This window comes from Pseudoxanthomonas daejeonensis, assembly GCF_022637495.1.
In the GTDB taxonomy this organism is placed as follows: Bacteria; Pseudomonadota; Gammaproteobacteria; order Xanthomonadales; family Xanthomonadaceae; genus Pseudoxanthomonas; species Pseudoxanthomonas daejeonensis.
Genome location: NZ_CP093331.1, coordinates 1078172 through 1095586, shown reverse-complemented (window position 1 = coordinate 1095586; position 17415 = coordinate 1078172). Strand labels below are relative to the sequence as shown.

Below are 17415 nucleotides of genomic sequence, written 5' to 3'. Positions count from 1 at the left end.
AGGCTCCCGACGATGACGAAACACGCACTCGCCAGCCTGTTGGCCCTCACCCTCCTCGGCTGCATCCCGAAGGAGGCGTTCGTTTCGCCGCCGGCCTCCACGCCCGTCGCGAAGGCTGCCACGCCTGCCGAGGCCGCCCCCGAGAAACCCAAGGCGCCGCCGGTCGACCTCGCCCCGGTCCCGTTCGAGACCGCGCGCGCCAACTTCGTGCGCGATACGTCCGTGCGTTTCGGTGTTCCAGCGGCGGAAATCGAAGCGACCCTGGCCGGGGCCACGTTCCTGGACAGCGTGGTCACGGCGATGTCGCGCCCCGCCGAACGGGTCAAGCCGTGGCACGAGTACCGGCCGATGTTCATCAGCCAGGCGCGCATCGATGGCGGCCGCGCATTCCTGGCCGAACACCGCGAGGCGCTTGAGAAGGTTCAGGCGCAGACCGGCGTGCCGGCCGAGCTGATCGTGGCGATCATCGGCGTGGAAACCAGCTATGGCGGCAACACGGGCCGCTACTCGGTGCTCGATGCGCTGTACACGCTGGCGTTCCGCTACCCCCGTAGCGGCGATCCGGCCAAGCTCGAACGCGAAGTGCGGCGCGAGTTGTTCTTCCGCCACGAACTGGCGCAGCTGTTCGCGCTGGGCAAGGAAGAGAAGCTGGACATCGCCGCGCTCAAGGGCAGCTACGCCGGGGCGATGGGCTTGGGCCAGTTCATGCCTTCGAGCTATCGCGAGTTCGCGGTGGACGGCGACGGCGACGGTCGCCGCGACCTGTTCGGCAGCCTCGACGACGTCTTCGCTTCGGTCGCCAACTATTTCGTGAAGAAGGGCGGCTGGGTCCGTGGCGGCCCGGTGGCGGTACCGGCGACGCTGGCGCCCGGGCGCGAGCCGTTCAATCCGGAAGACTGGATCCCCAGCCACACGCTCGCCGACCTGGCCGCGCGCGGCTACACGCCGCAGCAGCCGGTGCCGGCCGGCGCGACCGCCACCCCGGTGTCGCTGGAAGGCAGCGCCGGCCCGCAGTACTGGCTCGGCTTCCAGAACTATTACGCCATCACCCGCTACAACATCTCCAAGATGTACGCGATGGCCGTGTACCAGCTGTCGCAGGCGATTGCCGGCCGCGAGATCCCGCCGGCATGAAAGCCGGGCTGCCGCAGGGCATGCTGATCCTGGCGGTACTGGCGCTCGCCGCCTGCAGCAGTGCACCGAAGAAGCCCGCTACCGCGCATGGAAAGCCGGTCGCCGGCGCGAAGGCCGTGTCCAAGGAGCCCACGTCCGGCGTTCCAGCCGGCTGCTCCGGCGCTTCGCCGTATGCGGCGGCGCAGGAGGATCCGACCACCCGCGGCGATTACACCGCCGGCGGCCTGTACAAGCCGGGCGTCAGCGACACCACGCCGACCTACATACCCAACGTGGCCTGCATTCCCGAGCCGCAGGTGACCAGTGAACCGCCCTCGGCGGTCGGCAACCGTTCGCCGTACTCGGTGCTGGGCAAGAAGTACTACGTGCTGGACCACCCGAAGGGCTACGTCGAAAAAGGCACCGCGTCGTACTACGGCGCCAAGTTCCACGGGCGCCGCACCTCCAACCAGGAGGTGTACGACATGTACGCGTTCACCGCCGCGCACAAGACCTTGCCGCTTCCCAGCTTCGCCCGGGTCACCAACCTGGACAACGGCGAGTCGGTGGTGGTGCGGGTCAACGACCGCGGCCCCTTCCACGAAGGTCGCGTGGTCGACCTGAGCTACGCGGCGGCGGTGAAGCTGGGAATCGTGGCGCGCGGCACCGGTCGGGTGGAGGTCCGCGCTTTGCAGCCTGGCGACGACGACGCGCCGCGTCGCGCCGCAGCCCCTGCCCGCAGGGCCGATCCGGCACCGTCCCGGAACGTGGCCACGACCGCGCCGGCCACGCCGGCGACCGGCATGGACCAGCTCGTGCAAGCGTTGCCTTCGACGGCTGGCGTGGCTGCCAGCGCACCGGCATCCGGCGTGGCGGCGGCAACTGCGCCCGTGGTGCCTGCGACGCCCGCCGGCCCAGGCCAGGCCATGGCGATGCTGCCGGTATCGCAATCCGGATCGTATGCGCCCGCCGGGTCGGCGCCCCTGGCAGGTGCCGCGGCGGCGAGCCCGGCCGCGACCGGCCCGGAACTGCAGGTCGCCAGCTTCTCCAGCCTGGACAACGCCAGGCGCGCGCTGGAGCGCCTACTGGCCGCAGGCATTCCCGGCGCACGGCTGGATGACGTGGTCGCCGGCGGCCGCACCTTCTGGCGCCTGCGCGTGGCGCCCGGCGCCACCGATGCGACGGAACTTGCGGGCCGCATCGCCGGTCTCGGATTCGGGACGCCGCAGCTGGTCCGTGAATGAACCGGCGCCCGCGGCGCACCATGCTTACAATTCCCCTCTTCCACGCGGGCGTCGCTTCCGGACGCCATCGCTGTCAGCCCCGCCGGCCACCGTGCCGGCCAATGCAGGAGTCCCCATCCGCATGAAGTTCCGTTTTGCCGCCGGCGCGCCCGCCAGAGGCCTGCCCTCCAAGGGTATGTTCGCCGCCGCCCTGGCCACGACGTTCTCGATCGGCCTGGCCCTGGCCCAGGCGCCTGCGCCCCAGCCTGCCCCCGCCGCGGCCACGCCGTCTGCGGTCGCCATTCCCGGCGCGCCCAAGCCGGCCCAGTCCACCGCCTGGCTGTTGATGGACTACGCCACCGGCCAGGTCCTGGCCGGCGAGAACGCCGACGCGCGCGTGGAACCGGCCAGCATCACCAAGGTGATGACCGCCTACGTGATCGCCGCCGAAACCGCCGCCGGCAAGGTCAAGCCCGACGACCAGGTGCTGATGAGCGAGCGCGCCTGGCGCGAGGGCGGCGCCCGCACCGATGGCAGTTTCAGCGGCTTCCCGGTCAACCAGCGCGCACCGCTGCGCGACATGGAAAAGGGCATGGCGGTGCAGTCGGGCAACGACGCCGCGATCGCGCTGGCCGAGCACGTCGCCGGCACCCAGGAGGCCTTCGCCGACCTGATGAACAGCTACGCGGCGAAGATCGGCATGAAGAACAGCCACTTCGTCAACGCGCACGGCCTGTCCGCGCCGGAGCACTACAGCACCGCGCACGACCTGGCCTTGCTGGGCCGTGCCTTCATCCGCGACTACCCGGAGACCTACGCGTTCAACAGCGTCAAGGAATTCACGGTCAACGGCATCACCCAGCCCAACCGCAACCTGCTGCTGTGGCGCGATCCGAGCGTGGACGGGATCAAGACCGGCCACCATTCCGGCGCCGGCTACTGCCTGATGAGCTCGGCCAAGCGCGACGACCAGCGCCTGGTCGCGGTGGTGATGGGCTCGAGCTCGGAGCGCCAGCGCGCCGACGACAGCCTGGCCCTGCTCAACTGGGGCTTCCGCTTCTTCGAGACCCACAAGCTGTACGAACCCGGCAAGCCGGTGGCGCAGCTGAAGGTGTGGAAAGGCAAGGCCGACCAGGTACAGCTGGGCGTGGCCGAACCGCTGCTGGTCAGCGTGCCGCGAGGCCGCTATCCGGAGCTGAAGCCGGCGATGGAAGTGCCCAAGTCGCTGGTCGCGCCGGTCGCCGCCGGCCAGGAGATCGGCACGGTGAAGGTGTCGCTGGACGGCAAGGTCATCGCCCAGGCGCCGCTGGTGGCAACCACCGCGGTGGAAGAGGGCGGTTTCTTCAAGCGCCTGTGGGATGCGTTCTGGATGTGGTGGGATTCGGACTGAGGTCCAGCGTTCCGCGATGGAATACCAGACAGCCGGCGCAAGCCGGCTGTCTGCGTTTTCGGCGCCGGATCCGCGCGCGCGACAAGCGGGATTAGCGCGTGGTCTATCATCGCGGAACCGGCGTGGAAGCGTGGGGTTGCTTCCATGAGCGGAAGCACGGATCCGCGTCGGTCGCACTATCCATCAAAAAGGGAGATATCGATCGATGCGTAAATGGAATTCAGAAGTAGCGGTGCTGGCCGTCGGGATGATGGTCGCGCTGATGGGGACTTCCGGCCGGGCAGAGGCGCAGAGGCAGAGCGCGCAGGACCAGCGCAAGCAGCAGACCGCGGAGATTCCGGTGTGCGCCAAGCCGCTGGGCAGCATCTCGGTGTTCGAACCGGAGGATTCGGTGAACTGGTGGAGCGGCCAGCAATTGCCGGCACCGTCCAGGCTGATCAAGGTGTTCGTCAACAAGTCGCGCTGCTTCACCCTGGTCGACCGCGGCGCCGGCATGGCTGCCGCCCAGTCCGAGCGCAGCCTCGCCGCCGCCGGTGACCTGCGCGGTGGTTCCAACATCGGCAAGGGCCAGATCAAGGCCGCCGATTACGTGATGATCCCTGACCTGATCTCGCAGAACTCCAACGCCGGTGGCAGCGCCATCAGCGGCCTGATCGGCGGGCTGGTCGGCGGCAACGCCGGTTCCATGATCGGTGGTCTGAACTTCAAGAAGAAGACCGCCGACGTGGTCCTGACCGTCACCGACGTGCGCTCTTCCGAACAGGTGGCCATGGCCGAGGGCAGCGCCAAGAAGACCGATATCGGCTGGGGTGCCAGCGGACGCCTGTTCACCGGTTCCGAGTTCGGTGCAGCCGGTGCCGGCGCGTACGCGAACACCGAGATCGGCCAGGTGGTCACGTTGGCCTACCTGCAGGCCTACACCGACCTGATCGCCCAGCTCGGCGGCCTGCCGGACAACGCTTCGGCGGCCAATGCCACCCAGGCCCTGCGGGTGACCAAGCCGGCCCGCCTGCTTGCCAACGCCAATGGCTCGGGCGCGGCTGTGCGCTCGCTGGATCCGGACATGCTGCTGTATCCGACCGGCAACAAGGAGCAGCTCATGTGGGAAGTCGAGGACGAGCTCGGCAACAGGGGCTGGGTGAACTCGACCCTCACCGAACTGGCGAAGTAACCCCGACGGCACCTGCCGGCCGCGCATCCCGCGCGCCGGCACCCCGCATGGGGCGGCTGGAAACGGCCGCCCCTTTTTTTTCCGTGCGTGCGGGGGCGCGCGAGTCGCGCCGCGGCGCACCCGTCACCGCGGGGTTATCCTCCGGTCGGTGGCCGCGTCGGCGGCGATTCACCGGGGGAGTCCTGTCGTGAAATCCCGCCTATCCGGCCTATGCCGGTTCGTGTTGATGTGGGCAGCAGCCTGCGTCCCCGCGCTCGCCGCCGAAGCGCCGATGCAGGTCTACACGCGCGCCAAGCACTCGCTGGACGGCGAGTGGAAGGTCATCGTCGATCCCTACGAAAACGGCTACTACAACTACCGCTACCAGCCGTTCGACCAGCAGGCCGATCCGCCCAAGGGCGCGTATTTCCGCGACGCGAAGCCCGATTCGCCGACCGACCTGGTCGAGTACGACTTCGATCGCGCCGCCTCGCTGCAGGTGCCGGGCGACTGGAATACGCAGGACCCGAAGCTGTACTACTACGAAGGCAGCGTCTGGTACCGCAGGAAGTTCGACGCGCCCGCGCGCAAGGCCTCCGACCGGGTTTTCCTGGAGTTCGGTGCGGTGAACTACCGCGCCGACGTCTACCTCAACGGCAGGAAGCTCGGCGTGCACGAGGGTGGCTTCACCCCGTTCCGTTTCGAAGTGACCGACCGGTTGCAGGCGCGCGGCAACTCGCTGGTGCTGAAGGTCGACAACAAGCGCCGCGCCGACGGCGTGCCCACGCTCAATACCGACTGGTGGAACTACGGCGGCATCACGCGCCCGGTCGAGCTGGTGGTGGTGCCGGCGGTGTTCGTGCGCGACTACCGCCTCACGTTGGCGTCCCTTGAAGACCGCGAGATAAAGGGAAGCGTGCAGCTCGACGGCGCGCGTGGCGGCGAGAAGGTCGGCGTATCGATGCCGGACCTGGGCGTGCACCAGGTCGTACGTGCCGACGCCGACGGCCAGGCCACGTTCCGCTTCCGGGTGCCCGATGCGCAGCTGTGGTCACCGGAGCATCCGCAGCTCTACCGGCTGGAGATCGCCAGCGGGGCCGACACGCTGGTCGATCGCGTCGGCCTGCGCACGATCTCCACCCGCGGCAGGCAGCTCCTGCTCAACGGCGAGCCGCTGTTCCTGCGCGGCATCTCGGTGCACGAGGAATACTCGGCCGAGGGCGGCGGCCGCGTACGCGATGCGAAGCAGGCGAGGCAGCTGCTCGACTGGGCGAAATCGCTGGACGCCAACTTCGTCCGCCTCGCCCATTACCCGCACAGCGAGCACATGGCGCGGCTTGCCGACGAGATGGGCCTGCTGGTGTGGTCGGAGATCCCGGTCTACTGGACCATCGACTGGGCCAACGAGGCCACCTATCGCAACGCCGAGGCCCAGCTGGAGGCGATGATCGGCCGCGACCGCAACCGCGCGTCGGTGATCGTCTGGTCGCTGGCCAACGAGACGCCGGTGTCCGACGCGCGCAACCGCTTCCTGTCGCGCCTGGCCGCGCGCGCCCGCACGCTGGACGACAGTCGCCTGCTCAGCGCGGCGATGGAAAAGCACTACCGCACCGACGACCCGGACGTGGCGGTGGTCGAGGATCCGCTGGCCGAGCTGGTCGACCTGGTCAGCTTCAACCAGTACATCGGCTGGTACGACGGCTCGCTGGACAAGCTCGACCGGGTGCGCTGGCAGATTCCCTACGACAAGCCGGTGTTCGTCAGCGAATTCGGCGCCGATGCCAAGTCCGGCCTGCATGGCGATGCCGGCGCGATCTGGACCGAGGAATACCAGGAGGAGCTGTACCGCAGGACGCTGCGCATGCTCGACGGGATCGAGGGCTTCGCCGGCACCTCGCCGTGGATCCTCACCGACTTCCGTTCCCCGCGCCGGCCGCTGGCCGGCCTCCAGGACGGCTACAACCGCAAGGGCGTGCTGTCGGAGAAGGGCGTGCCGAAGAAGGCGTTCTTCGTCCTGCGCGACTATTACCGGGGCAGGGCCGGCTCGGCCCCGTAGAGCGGGGCCTGTCCTGCTGCCCGCGTGTCGAACCAGCGCGGCCAGGCCCGTTCCACACCTGGGCAGCCGTCTCCGGCGCCCGTGCGACCCGTCCTGCCTTTCACTTGGGATACCGCCGTCCCGCCCCGATAATGCGGGCATGGAAATCAAATCCGACAATCCCGAACACGGCTTCCAGTTCCCCGGCACCTTCGAGCTCAGTGCCATGGGCAACGCAGGCACCGGCCTCGAGTCCGAACTTCCCAGGCTGCTGGGCGATTTCGGCGTGGAAGTGCTCGAAGAGCGCATCCAGTGGAAGCATTCCAGCAACGGCAAGTACGTGTCCGTGCGGATCGCGTTCCGCGCCGAGGATCGCGCGCAGTACGACGCGGCGCACCAGGCCCTGCGCGACCATCCGGAAGTGAAGTGGACGCTGTAGGCGTCGAGGCCGCGACCTGCGCCGCATCCACCGACATGCCGCGGGTGGCAACCCCGCTGCCCGCGCGGGTCCACGACCTGGGCCGCCAGGCCTATGAGCCGGTGTGGCGCGCGATGCAGCGCTTCACCGACACGCGCACCGACGACACCGTCGACGAGCTGTGGCTCGTCGAACACGACCCGGTGTTCACCCTGGGCCAGGCCGGCAAGCCCGAGCACGTGCTGGCGGCCGGCGATATCCCGGTGCTGCACGTGGACCGCGGCGGCCAGGTCACCTACCACGGCCCCGGCCAGATCGTGCTGTACCCGTTGCTGGACCTGCGCCGGCTGAAGATCGGCGTGCGCGACTACGTCTGCAGGATCGAGCAGGCGATCATCGACACGCTGGACGAATGGAACATCGGCGCGACGCGCCGCGAGGGCGCCCCGGGCGTGTACGTGGCCGATGCCAAGGTCGCCGCGCTCGGCATCCGCGTGCGCCGCGGCTGCAGCTTCCATGGCCTGGCCTTCAACATCGGCATGGACCTGGAGCCGTTCCACCGGATCAACCCCTGCGGCTACCAGGGCTTGCAGGTGACCTCGCTGCAGGACCTGGGTGGCCCCTCGGGCATGGACGCAGTCAAGCCGGTGCTGCTGGGGCATGTCGCCCGCCAGTTCGGCCTGGACCTGCAGTCCCGGGCCGGCCTGCCGGATCTGTTGCAGGGCTGATTCCGAGGCGTCCTTCCGTACGCATCCCGGGGGCGCGTGTTTTGCATGGGCGGTGCGGTGGGCTGCGGCGGGCCGGCACGATGCCTGCCGACGTCCATGTCCCCCGGCCCTGGCCTGTGGCCAGGACCTCCTGCTTTAGTTCACCTCGGCAGGCATCGCACCAGCCCGCTCCGGTCGTGGAGGGCCCCCTCCCGAAGCGATGACGCGCATCGCCGTTGGTGACCGAAGCGCTGGGCCGGACGTTCGCGAAGGACGTCGTGCCATGGGTCGAGGGCCCGAGTGGCGCATGGATGTGCCACGGCCCGAGTAAAGACACGATGTCGTGCCGAGGGGCGGGCCCTCTGCCCATGGCACGGCGGCCCCGTCCGAAGCCGACGCTTTTTCTGGCTCCCGCCGGCTCCAGTGCCATCAAGCGCGTCGGCCCACCACTTTCCGAATGCGGCGCTGCCCGCCGTTCCATCCATCGCCCCAAGCGTTGCATCGCCGGCACGCCTGCGCCGGGCAGCCTCGTCGCCTCCGGCCTACAATAGGCACCATGACTTCCCCAGCCTCCCGTGCCATCCCGCTCCAGGTCCTGTCCGATCCGGCCGCACCGCAGGAGGCCGGCACGCTCCAGGTCGGCACCAAGCAGCTCGGTGGCGACAAGATCGGCCGTTCGCCGGTGCAGTTCGCCGATGCGCCGGTGCTGCGCAAGCCGTCCTGGATCCGGGTGCGGATCCCGTCCGGCAACGCGGTGGCCAACCTCAAGGCCAAGCTGCGCGAGAACCGCCTGGTCACCGTGTGCGAGGAAGCCAGCTGCCCGAACATCCACGAATGCTTCGGCCATGGCACCGCGACGTTCATGATCCTGGGCGAGGTCTGCACGCGGCGCTGCTCGTTCTGCGACGTCGCCCACGGTCGGCCGAAACCGCCCGATGCCAGCGAACCGGTGAGCCTGGGCGACACCGTGGCCGACATGGGCCTGAAGTACGTCGTCGTCACCAGCGTCGACCGCGATGACCTGCGCGACGGCGGCGCCCAGCATTTCGTCGACTGCATCGCCGCGATCCGCGAGCGCGCGCCGGGCACCCGGATCGAGATCCTGACCCCGGATTTCCGCGGCAAGGGCCGCATGGATCGCGCGCTGGAAATCCTCGCGCAGAACCCGCCGGACGTGTTCAACCACAACATCGAGACGGTGCCGGACCTGTATCCCAACGTGCGTCCCGGCGCCGACTACCAGTGGTCGCTGACCCTGCTGCGGAAGTTCAAGGCCCAGCACCCGGCGTTGCCGACCAAGTCCGGGATCATGCTCGGCCTGGGCGAGACCATGGAGCAGGTGCGGGCAACCCTGCGCGACCTGCGCGCCCACGACGTGGACATGGTGACCATCGGCCAGTACCTGCAGCCCACCGCGCACCACCATCCGGTGATGCGCTACTGGACCCCGGACGAGTACAAGGAACTGGAGCTGTACGGCTACGAGCTGGGATTCAGCCACGTCGCCTCCGGCCCGATGGTCCGTTCGTCCTACCACGCCGACCGCCAGGCGGCCGGTGCCGGGGTCACGGCCTGAGCGCCACGGGCGTCCGCTGCGCCACGCCGCCATCGATGGCGGATCATTCACTTTTCCGTACGCCCGGCCGGCTAGCCTGCGGTGAACCGTGCCCGCATGGCCCGGTGCCGGCGCGTGCAACTTCCGGCACTGTTCGCCGGTCACAGCCCTGGTCCAGCCTGACCCTACCGGCGCTTCGCCGGCGATGAGCCCCTACATGAACCGCAGATTCTCCGTCCCGCTTTCCCTGTTCACCGCCCTGCTGCTGGCCACGCCGCTCGCCCTCCTGGCGCGCGCGGACGGTATCCAGGTGGGCAACCCGGCGGGCAACCGGCTGGCGATCGCGCCCACCGCCGACCAGGCCACCATCTCCAAGATGGTCTATGGCGCGCTGTCCGACAGCCGCCTGGCCTACCGTCCGCGGCCGGCCGACCAGGCCCTGTCGGAAGACATCTTCCGCCGCTACCTGGAAGCTCTGGACGGCAACCGGCAGTTTTTCACCGCCGCCGACATCGCCCGCTTCGAGCCTTACCGCGCCTCGATGGGAGACGCCGTGCGCGAGGGAGATCCATCCGCGGCGTTCGCCATGTTCGGCATCTACCGCGAACGCGTCGAGCAGCGCGTGGACTACGCGCGCAAGCTGTTGAAGAAGGATTTCGACTTCACCGGCAACGAGCGCTGGGAATACGACCGCGAGAAGGCCCCGTGGGCCGCCGACAGCGCCGCGCTCGATGCGCTGTGGCGCAAGTCGGTCATGAACGACTGGCTGCGGCTGAAGATCGCCGGCAAGGAACCTGCCGAGATCCGCAAGACGCTGGACAAGCGCTACGAGCAGGTCGCCCGCTCGGTGTCCGAGCTCAAGGGCGAGGACGTGTTCGCGCTGTTCCTCAACGCCTACACCGCTTCGGTCGACCCGCATACCGACTATCTCAATCCGCGCAGCGCCGAGAACTTCAACCAGCAGATGTCGCTGTCGCTGGAAGGCATCGGTGCGCAGCTGCAGCGCCAGGACGACGTGGTCGTGATCCGCGAGATCATCCCCGGTGGCCCGGCCTCGATGGACGGCACGCTGAAGGCTGGCGACCGCATCGTCGGCGTGGGCCAGGGCAAGACCGGCACGATCGAGGACGTGATCGGCTGGCGCATCGACGACGTGGTCGCCAAGATCCGCGGCACCAAGGGTACGCAGGTCAAGCTCGAGTACATCCCGGCCGAAAGCGGCATCGACGGCGGCCACCGCACAGTCACCCTGACCCGCCAGCGCGTGCAGCTGGCCGAGCAGGCGGCCAAGAGCAAGACCTACACGATCCCGGCGCATGCCGGCGCACCGGAACGCCTGATCGGCGTGATCGAGCTGCCGACCTTCTACCAGGATTTCGAAGGCCGTCGCCGCAACGGCAACGACTACACCTCGGCGACCCGCGACGTCGCCCGGCTGCTGGCCGAATTCAAGGCCAAGGGCGTGGACGGCGTGGTCCTGGACCTGCGCAACAACGGCGGCGGTTCGCTCGACGAAGCGGTGCAGCTGACCGGCCTGTTCATCGACCAGGGTCCGGTCGTGCAGCAGCGCGAATCCGGTGGCCGCGTGCAGGTCTACAGCGATCGCACGCCCGGTGTGGCCTGGGAAGGTCCGCTGGCGGTGGTGGTGAACCGCGGCTCGGCGTCGGCGTCGGAGATCTTCGCCGGTGCGATGCAGGATTACGGTCGCGCGCTGATCATCGGCGAGACCACGTTCGGCAAGGGCACGGTGCAGAACCTGCTCGACCTGGACCGCTGGCCGGCGGCCGGCGAAGGCCCGCGCTACGGCCAGGTCAAGCTGACCATCGCCCAGTTCTTCCGCGCCGACGGCGGCAGCACGCAGAACAAGGGTGTGGTGCCGGACATCACCTATCCGCTGAGCGTGGACGCCAACGAGTTCGGCGAGAGCACCTACGACAACGCGCTGCCGTGGACGCGCATTGCCGCCGTGCCGCACGCACGCTATGGCAACTTCGCCCCGTTGCTGCCGCAGCTGCAGCAGATGCACGCCGCGCGCATCGCCGACGACCTCGAGTTCCAGTGGTGGAGCGAGGACGTGAGCCACTACCGGGCCGAGGCGGCGAAGAAGTACCTGTCGCTCAACGAGACCGAGCGACGCGCCGAGCGCGATCGTCAGGAAGCCCAGCGCAAGGAGCGCCAGGTGATCCGCAAGGAGAAGGGCCTGGACCTGGATCCGCTGGCCGAGGAAACCGACGACGGCCTGACCGCCAACGAGCGCGACGTGGTCCGCGACGCCGCCCGCGAGAAGGCCGCCGAAAAGCGGCCGGATCCGCTGCAGCGCGAGGCCGCGGCGATCCTGGCCAACGCCATCGACCTGCTCGAGCAGGACCGCACGCTGTCGGCACAGATCCTGCCGAAGACCGCCTCGGCGGTGCGCTGGACCGAGTGACGCGTTAGTCGCCCGCAGGTGCCATGCGAATCGGCGGCCTCGGCCGCCGATTCCTTTTCACCCGTGCGCAGACCACGCGCGCACCCGGATTTGTAGGAGCGGACTTCAGGCCGCGACACCGATGCGATTGGCAGGGACGACGCCGTCCGGACTCCGACCGGCCTGAAGCCTTGAGCACAGGGGACTGCTTCGTGATTCCGCTGTCCTCGGTGTCGCGGTCATGCCCGCTCCTACAGAAGCGCGAAGGCGCTGGCCGTTGCAGGAGCGGACTTCAGGCCGCGACACCGATGCGATTGGCAGGGACGACGCCGTCCGGACTCCGACCGGCCTGAAGCCTTGAGCACAGGGGACTGCTTCGTGATTCCGCTGTCCTCGGTGTCGCGGTCATGCCCGCTCCTACGGAGGTGCGGTGCGTCGGCATCTGTAGGAGCGGACTTCAGGCCGCGACACCGACGCCGCGGGCAGGGAAGACGTCGTTCCGTTCCCGAGAGCCTCAGTCCGGGATCGCCAGCGTCAGCGTCTCCTTGACCTCTTCCATCACGATGTAGCTCTTGGACTCGCGCACGTGCGGCAGGGTCAGCAGGCTGCTGCCCAGCAGCTTGCGGTAGGAGGCCATTTCCGAGATGCGCGCCTTGATCAGGTAGTCGAAGTCGCCGGACATCAGGTGGCACTCCAGCACGTTGGGCAGCTTCAACGCCGCGCGGCGGAACTCCTCGAAGATATCGCCGGACTTGTACGCCAGGCTGATCTCCACGAACACCAGCAGGCCGGCCTTGAGCGCCTGCGGATTGAGCTTTGCGTAGTAGCCCTCGATCACTCCGTCGCGTTCGAGCCGGCGCACGCGCTCGGTGCACGGCGTGGTCGACAGGCCCACGCGCTCGCCCAGTTCGGTGAAGGAAATGCGCCCTTCCTGCTGGAGGATGCGCAGGATGTGCCGGTCGATGCGATCCAGGTCGCGGGCGGCGCGCTCGGGGCGGGCCGGCTGGGGGCGCGGACGGGCGGGACGGTCAGCGGCCAAGGAAACCTCCACGGAGTGCCCGGTTGTTAAGGCGAATCCACCTTAACACGCCAGAAAAACGGAAAAAACAACCGGATATTCGTCCATATACTGCGCGCCTTGCCGGCAGCTTCCCCATTCATCCAGTGGAAGCGCCTAAATCGAGGGCGGTGCGATGCAGCGGGTTCTGGTACTGGGCAGTGGCGTGATCGGCGTGACCAGCGCGTGGTACCTGGCGCAGGCAGGCTTCGAGGTGACCGTGGTGGACCGCGAGCCAGGTCCGGCGCGTTCGACCAGCTATGCCAACGCCGGGCAGATCTCGCCGGGCTATGCCTCGCCGTGGGCCGCCCCGGGCGTGCCGTTGAAGGCGGTGAAGTGGCTGTTCCAGAAGCACGCGCCGCTGGCGATCAGGCCCACGCTCGATCCGGACCAGTACCTGTGGCTGGCGCAGATGCTGCGCAACTGCACCGCCGACCGATACGCGGTGAACAAGGAGCGCATGGTCCGCCTGGCCGAGTACAGCCGCGACTGCCTGGACGAACTGCGCGCCGATACCGGCCTGACCTACGAAGGCCGTCGCCTGGGCACCACCCAGCTGTTCCGCACCCAGGCCCAGCTCGACGCGGCCGCGCGCGACATCGCCGTGCTGGACGAGGCCGGCGTGCCGTATGAAGTGCTCGACCGCGCCGGCGTCGCCCGGGTCGAACCGGCGCTGGCCGCGACCGCCGACATGCTGGTCGGTGGCCTGCGCCTGCCGGGCGACCAGACCGGCGACTGCCAGCTGTTCTGCGAGCGCCTGGCAGCGCTGGCGCGCCTGAAAGGCGTCGAGTTCCGTTACGGCGCCAATATCGAAGGGATCGAGTCCGACGGCGATCGCGTCACCGGCGTGCGCATCGACGGCAAGCTCGAGACCGCCGACCGCTACGTGCTGGCCCTGGGCAGCTGGTCGCCGAAGCTGCTCAAGCCGCTGGGCATGCGCCTGCCGGTGTATCCGCTCAAGGGTTATTCACTGACGATCCCGATCACCGACGCGGCGATGGCGCCGGCGTCGACCGTGCTCGACGAGACCTACAAGATCGCCATCACCCGTTTCGACCGCCGCATCCGCGTCGGTGGCATGGCCGAGGTATCCGGTTTCGACCTGGACCTGGATCCGCGTCGCCGCGCGACCCTGGAGAAGGTGGTCAACGACCTGTATCCGCAGGGTGGCGACCTGGCCCGCGCCGAGTTCTGGACCGGCCTGCGCCCGGCCACGCCGGACGGCACGCCGGTGGTGGGCGCAACCGTGCTGCGCAACCTGTTCCTCAACACCGGCCACGGCACCCTGGGTTGGACCATGGCCTGCGGCTCGGGTCGCTTCCTGGCCGATGTCATCGCCCACCGCCCGACCGGGATCCGCAGCGAAGGCCTGGATATCTCCCGTTACACGGGCGGTGCCCGCGAGAGCGACGTGGGCGGCGAGGCGATTCCGGCGACAATGGGCGCACACCGCGCCTGATCGCGCGCGTGCTCCTTCCGCCCGCACACGCCTGCCGCAACCCACGATGCGTCCCGCCCGCGCCCTGATCGACCTGGAAGCCTTGCGCCACAACTACCGGCTGGCACGCCAGCTCGGTGGCGGTCGCGCGCTGGCGGTGGTCAAGGCCGACGCCTACGGCCACGGCGCCGTGCGTTGCGCGCTGGCGCTGCAGGATGAAGCCGACGGCTTCGCGGTGGCATGCATCGAAGAGGCGCTGGCGTTGCGCGATGCCGGCATCCGTGCGCCGATCCTGCTGCTGGAAGGCTTCTTCGACGCCGCCGAACTGGCGCTGGTCGTCCAGCACGACCTGTGGACCGTGGTCCACGCGCGCTGGCAGGTCGAAGCACTGGAACGCACGCCGCTGCCCAGGCCACTGCAGGTCTGGTTGAAGCTGGATTCGGGCATGCACCGCGTCGGCCTGGACGCCGCGGACTATCGCGATGCCTGGCAAAGGCTGCGCGCATTGCCGCATGTCGGCGACATCGTGAAGATGAGCCACTTCGCGCGCGCCGACGAACCCGACTGCGTGCGCACCGCCGAGCAGCTGGCGAACTTCGCCTCTGTCACCGTGGGTCTTGCCGGTGAAACCAGCCTGTGCAACTCGCCGGCGCTGCTCGGCTGGCCGCAGGCCCGTGCCGATTGGGCACGCCCGGGCCTGATGCTGTACGGCGTTTCGCCCTTCGCGCAGGCGAACGACATCGCCGCGCAACTACGCCCGGTGATGACCCTGGAATCGAAGGTGATCGCCGTGCGCGAACTGCCTGCCGGCGAGCCGGTCGGTTATGGCGCGCGCTTCGTCACCGAGCGGCCCACGCGCATCGGCGTGGTCGCGATGGGCTATGCCGACGGCTATCCGCAGTTCGCGGTCAACGGCACGCCGGTGGCCATCGACAAGCGGCCAGGCCGCCTGGTCGGTCGCGTCTCCATGGACATGCTCACCGTGGACCTCACCGACCATCCGCAGGCCGGTGTCGGCAGCCGGGTGGAGCTGTGGGGCAACCAGGTGCCGGCCGCGCAGGTGGTGGCGCACAGCCAGACCAGCGCGTACCGCCTGCTGTGCGCGGTGAAACGGGCGCCGCTCCAGTACGTGGGCTGACCGCCCGGCGCCGGCTGCGGTTGACACCCTTCGCGCATCGGCCGGAACATCGATCGCAATGTCCCTCTACCGGGACGGCCTGCCACCAGGTGCGCGATGCCGGACGCTGCCATCAACCTGCGCGACAAGCTCGCCCGTTTCTCGGAGCACTGGTCGCCCCGGGTGGTCGCCGAAATGAACGACTACCAGTTCAAGCTGGTCAGGATCCAGGGCGAGTTCGTCTGGCATTCGCACGCGGACACCGATGAAGTGTTCATCGTGCTGGACGGCGAGATGACCCTGCAGTTCCGCGACCGGGAGGTCCGGCTTTCGGCCGGCGAAATGTACGTGGTGCCGCTGGGCGTGGAGCACCGGCCGGTCGCGGCCCGCGAGTGCTGCGTCATGCTCGTGGAGCCGAAGGGCGTGGTGAACACCGGCGAGGCCGGCGGCGCGTACACCGCGCCGAACGACGTGTGGGTGTAGCCGGGCACGGCAGCGTGCAGGCAATGAACCACGCGGCGCGCATGGCGCACGTGTGGCCGCGATTCGGGGAATCAGGACGGGGACGGGCATGGACACGATGAAACGCGCTGGCGTGCGACTGTCGGCCGTGTGGCTGATATGGGGACTGGCCACCTCTGCGGTGGCCGCGGACGAAACGGCGGCTCCGTTCTGGGAGGCACGGAAGGTGGCGATCGCCGCCACGCCCGGTGCACCGCCGGTGCGCATTGGCATCTGGGACAGCGGGGTGGACCTGGCGCTGTTTCCAGGACAGGTCGCGCACGATGCCGCGGGCCGGCCACTGGTGCGGGGCTACGACGCGTTCAAGCAGCGCCAGGACACGCCGATGGCGGTGCTTCCCGAAGCCGTGCTGGCACGGCAGGACGAGTTGAACGCGATCCTGCGGGCGCTGGACGATCGCGACGGTGGCGTCGACAGCGTCGAGGCGCGCGAGATCGTTGCGCGCATGAAGGCGCAGACACCCGAGGAGGCCGACGCGTTCGACGACGTCACCGGCCGCTGGAGCGGCTACGTGCACGGCACAGCGATCGCCGACATCGCGCTGCGCGGCCTGCCCGCGGCCGAGCTGGTGGTCGCGCGCCAGCAGTGGTGGCATGGACGGCCGCCGGTCCCGTGCTGGACGCGCGAGCTGGCCGACCGCGAGGCCGAATCGATCGGCGACCTGCTGGCGTTCCTGGTCGACAACGGCGCGCGCGTGGTCAACATGTCCTGGGGCCGATCCGAGCGCGCCTACCTGGGCAACCTGAAAGCCTGTGCGCCGCAAATGCCGGAAGGCGAGCGCAAGGAGCTGGCACGCTACACGGTCGAGCGCATCCGCGGGGTCCTGCAGCAGGGCATGCGCGCGGCACCGCAGGCGCTCTTCGTCGGCGCCGCCGGCAATGCCGGGGCCAGCCTGCAGGACGAGAACCCGGCCACCCGCTTCAGCCTGCCCAACTTCATCCTGGTCGGCGCGGTGGACCGCAACGGCGCGGCGACCGACTGGACCAACACCGGCGCGGAGATCACCCTGTTCGCCAACGGCGAGCGGGTGCCGGCGCGCCTGCCAGGGGGCGGCGCCTCGTTTCCATCCGGTACCTCGATGGCGGTGCCGCTGGTCGTCAACGCCGCCGCAGCGATGCTCACCGTGGCGCCGCAGCTCAGCGGCGCCCAGCTGCGCGGACTGCTCGAAAGTACCGCCACCCCCAACGCGGGCGGGCAGCCCCTGCTGCATTCGCGTGCGGCGGTGGAGGCGGCACGGGCCCAGGCGCAGGCGGCGCGCTGAGGCCTGGACGCCGCGACCGTCG

At 69.1% G+C, this 17415-nt stretch carries 14 protein-coding genes; 13 read left to right on the top strand and 1 reads right to left on the bottom strand.

Annotated elements, in window-relative coordinates:
• Window positions 1–12 precede the first annotated feature (12 nt).
• The 9 genes from mltB to MNQ95_RS04965 all read left to right on the top strand — a co-directional run bounded on the left by mltB (window position 13) and on the right by MNQ95_RS04965 (window position 12019).
• Entirely contained in the window at window positions 13–1134 is a 1122-nt protein-coding gene (gene mltB / locus MNQ95_RS05005; protein ID WP_241953987.1) for a lytic murein transglycosylase B, read from the top strand.
• The gene (locus MNQ95_RS05000; RefSeq protein WP_241953986.1) at window positions 1131–2357 is read left to right on the top strand and encodes a septal ring lytic transglycosylase RlpA family protein; all 1227 of its coding nucleotides are present in this window, start codon (window positions 1131–1133) and stop codon (window positions 2355–2357) included. The genes mltB and MNQ95_RS05000 overlap by 4 nt, the downstream gene beginning before the upstream one ends.
• Before the next feature lie 121 nt (window positions 2358–2478).
• A complete protein-coding gene (locus MNQ95_RS04995) occupies window positions 2479–3726 on the top strand; it encodes a D-alanyl-D-alanine carboxypeptidase family protein (protein WP_425605709.1) in 1248 nt (415 codons plus the stop codon).
• A gap of 247 nt (window positions 3727–3973) precedes the next feature.
• Window positions 3974–4897, top strand: coding sequence for a CsgG/HfaB family protein (locus tag MNQ95_RS04990; RefSeq protein ID WP_241954363.1), 924 nt, complete (start codon window positions 3974–3976; stop codon window positions 4895–4897).
• A 226-nt stretch (window positions 4898–5123) separates the two neighbouring features.
• On the top strand, window positions 5124–6932 hold the full coding sequence (locus MNQ95_RS04985) for a glycoside hydrolase family 2 protein (protein ID WP_241953985.1): 1809 nt from the start codon (window positions 5124–5126) through the stop codon (window positions 6930–6932).
• Between the two features lie 139 nt (window positions 6933–7071).
• Window positions 7072–7350, top strand: a complete 279-nt coding sequence (locus MNQ95_RS04980) for a DUF493 family protein (RefSeq protein ID WP_162407925.1) — start codon at window positions 7072–7074, stop codon at window positions 7348–7350.
• Window positions 7338–8057, top strand: a complete 720-nt coding sequence (lipB, locus tag MNQ95_RS04975; protein ID WP_425605708.1) for a lipoyl(octanoyl) transferase LipB — start codon at window positions 7338–7340, stop codon at window positions 8055–8057. The genes MNQ95_RS04980 and lipB overlap by 13 nt, the downstream gene beginning before the upstream one ends.
• 535 nt (window positions 8058–8592) lie before the next feature.
• Window positions 8593–9612, top strand: coding sequence for a lipoyl synthase (lipA, locus tag MNQ95_RS04970; RefSeq protein WP_241953984.1), 1020 nt, complete (start codon window positions 8593–8595; stop codon window positions 9610–9612).
• Window positions 9613–9808: 196 nt separating this feature from the next.
• Window positions 9809–12019 carry a carboxy terminal-processing peptidase gene (locus tag MNQ95_RS04965; RefSeq protein ID WP_241953983.1) on the top strand — a complete coding sequence of 737 codons (2211 nt, stop codon included), beginning with the start codon at window positions 9809–9811 and terminating at the stop codon, window positions 12017–12019.
• A gap of 493 nt (window positions 12020–12512) precedes the next feature.
• Here MNQ95_RS04965 and MNQ95_RS04960 read toward each other — a convergent pair whose 3' ends face one another.
• Complete coding sequence (locus MNQ95_RS04960; protein WP_241953982.1) at window positions 12513–13037, bottom strand: winged helix-turn-helix transcriptional regulator; 525 nt, start codon at window positions 13035–13037, stop codon at window positions 12513–12515.
• Window positions 13038–13191: 154 nt separating this feature from the next.
• Between MNQ95_RS04960 and MNQ95_RS04955 the strand changes: the two genes are divergently transcribed.
• The 4 genes from MNQ95_RS04955 (at window position 13192) to MNQ95_RS04940 (ending at window position 17393) form a co-directional block, all read left to right on the top strand.
• Window positions 13192–14514 (top strand): D-amino acid dehydrogenase, encoded by a 1323-nt coding sequence (locus MNQ95_RS04955; protein ID WP_162411326.1) that lies wholly within the window; start codon window positions 13192–13194, stop codon window positions 14512–14514.
• A gap of 46 nt (window positions 14515–14560) precedes the next feature.
• Entirely contained in the window at window positions 14561–15631 is a 1071-nt protein-coding gene (alr, locus tag MNQ95_RS04950) for an alanine racemase (protein WP_241953981.1), read from the top strand.
• A gap of 96 nt (window positions 15632–15727) precedes the next feature.
• Window positions 15728–16093 (top strand): cupin domain-containing protein, encoded by a 366-nt coding sequence (locus MNQ95_RS04945; protein ID WP_162411324.1) that lies wholly within the window; start codon window positions 15728–15730, stop codon window positions 16091–16093.
• Window positions 16094–16181: 88 nt separating this feature from the next.
• A complete protein-coding gene (locus MNQ95_RS04940; RefSeq protein ID WP_241953980.1) occupies window positions 16182–17393 on the top strand; it encodes a S8 family peptidase in 1212 nt (403 codons plus the stop codon).
• Window positions 17394–17415: the final 22 nt, after the last annotated feature.

What these genes read in the sequence shown, in the direction of transcription:
- mltB (WP_241953987.1), top strand. Translation starts at nt 13, where the DNA reads ATGACGAAACACGCACTCGCCAGCCTGTTGGCCCTCACCCTCCTCGGC.
- MNQ95_RS05000 (WP_241953986.1), top strand. Translation starts at nt 1,131, where the DNA reads ATGAAAGCCGGGCTGCCGCAGGGCATGCTGATCCTGGCGGTACTGGCG.
- MNQ95_RS04995 (WP_425605709.1), top strand. Translation starts at nt 2,479, where the DNA reads ATGAAGTTCCGTTTTGCCGCCGGCGCGCCCGCCAGAGGCCTGCCCTCC.
- MNQ95_RS04990 (WP_241954363.1), top strand. Translation starts at nt 3,974, where the DNA reads ATGATGGTCGCGCTGATGGGGACTTCCGGCCGGGCAGAGGCGCAGAGG.
- MNQ95_RS04985 (WP_241953985.1), top strand. Translation starts at nt 5,124, where the DNA reads ATGTGGGCAGCAGCCTGCGTCCCCGCGCTCGCCGCCGAAGCGCCGATG.
- MNQ95_RS04980 (WP_162407925.1), top strand. Translation starts at nt 7,072, where the DNA reads ATGGAAATCAAATCCGACAATCCCGAACACGGCTTCCAGTTCCCCGGC.
- lipA (WP_241953984.1), top strand. Translation starts at nt 8,593, where the DNA reads ATGACTTCCCCAGCCTCCCGTGCCATCCCGCTCCAGGTCCTGTCCGAT.
- MNQ95_RS04965 (WP_241953983.1), top strand. Translation starts at nt 9,809, where the DNA reads ATGAACCGCAGATTCTCCGTCCCGCTTTCCCTGTTCACCGCCCTGCTG.
- MNQ95_RS04955 (WP_162411326.1), top strand. Translation starts at nt 13,192, where the DNA reads ATGCAGCGGGTTCTGGTACTGGGCAGTGGCGTGATCGGCGTGACCAGC.
- alr (WP_241953981.1), top strand. Translation starts at nt 14,561, where the DNA reads ATGCGTCCCGCCCGCGCCCTGATCGACCTGGAAGCCTTGCGCCACAAC.
- MNQ95_RS04945 (WP_162411324.1), top strand. Translation starts at nt 15,728, where the DNA reads ATGCCGGACGCTGCCATCAACCTGCGCGACAAGCTCGCCCGTTTCTCG.
- MNQ95_RS04940 (WP_241953980.1), top strand. Translation starts at nt 16,182, where the DNA reads ATGGACACGATGAAACGCGCTGGCGTGCGACTGTCGGCCGTGTGGCTG.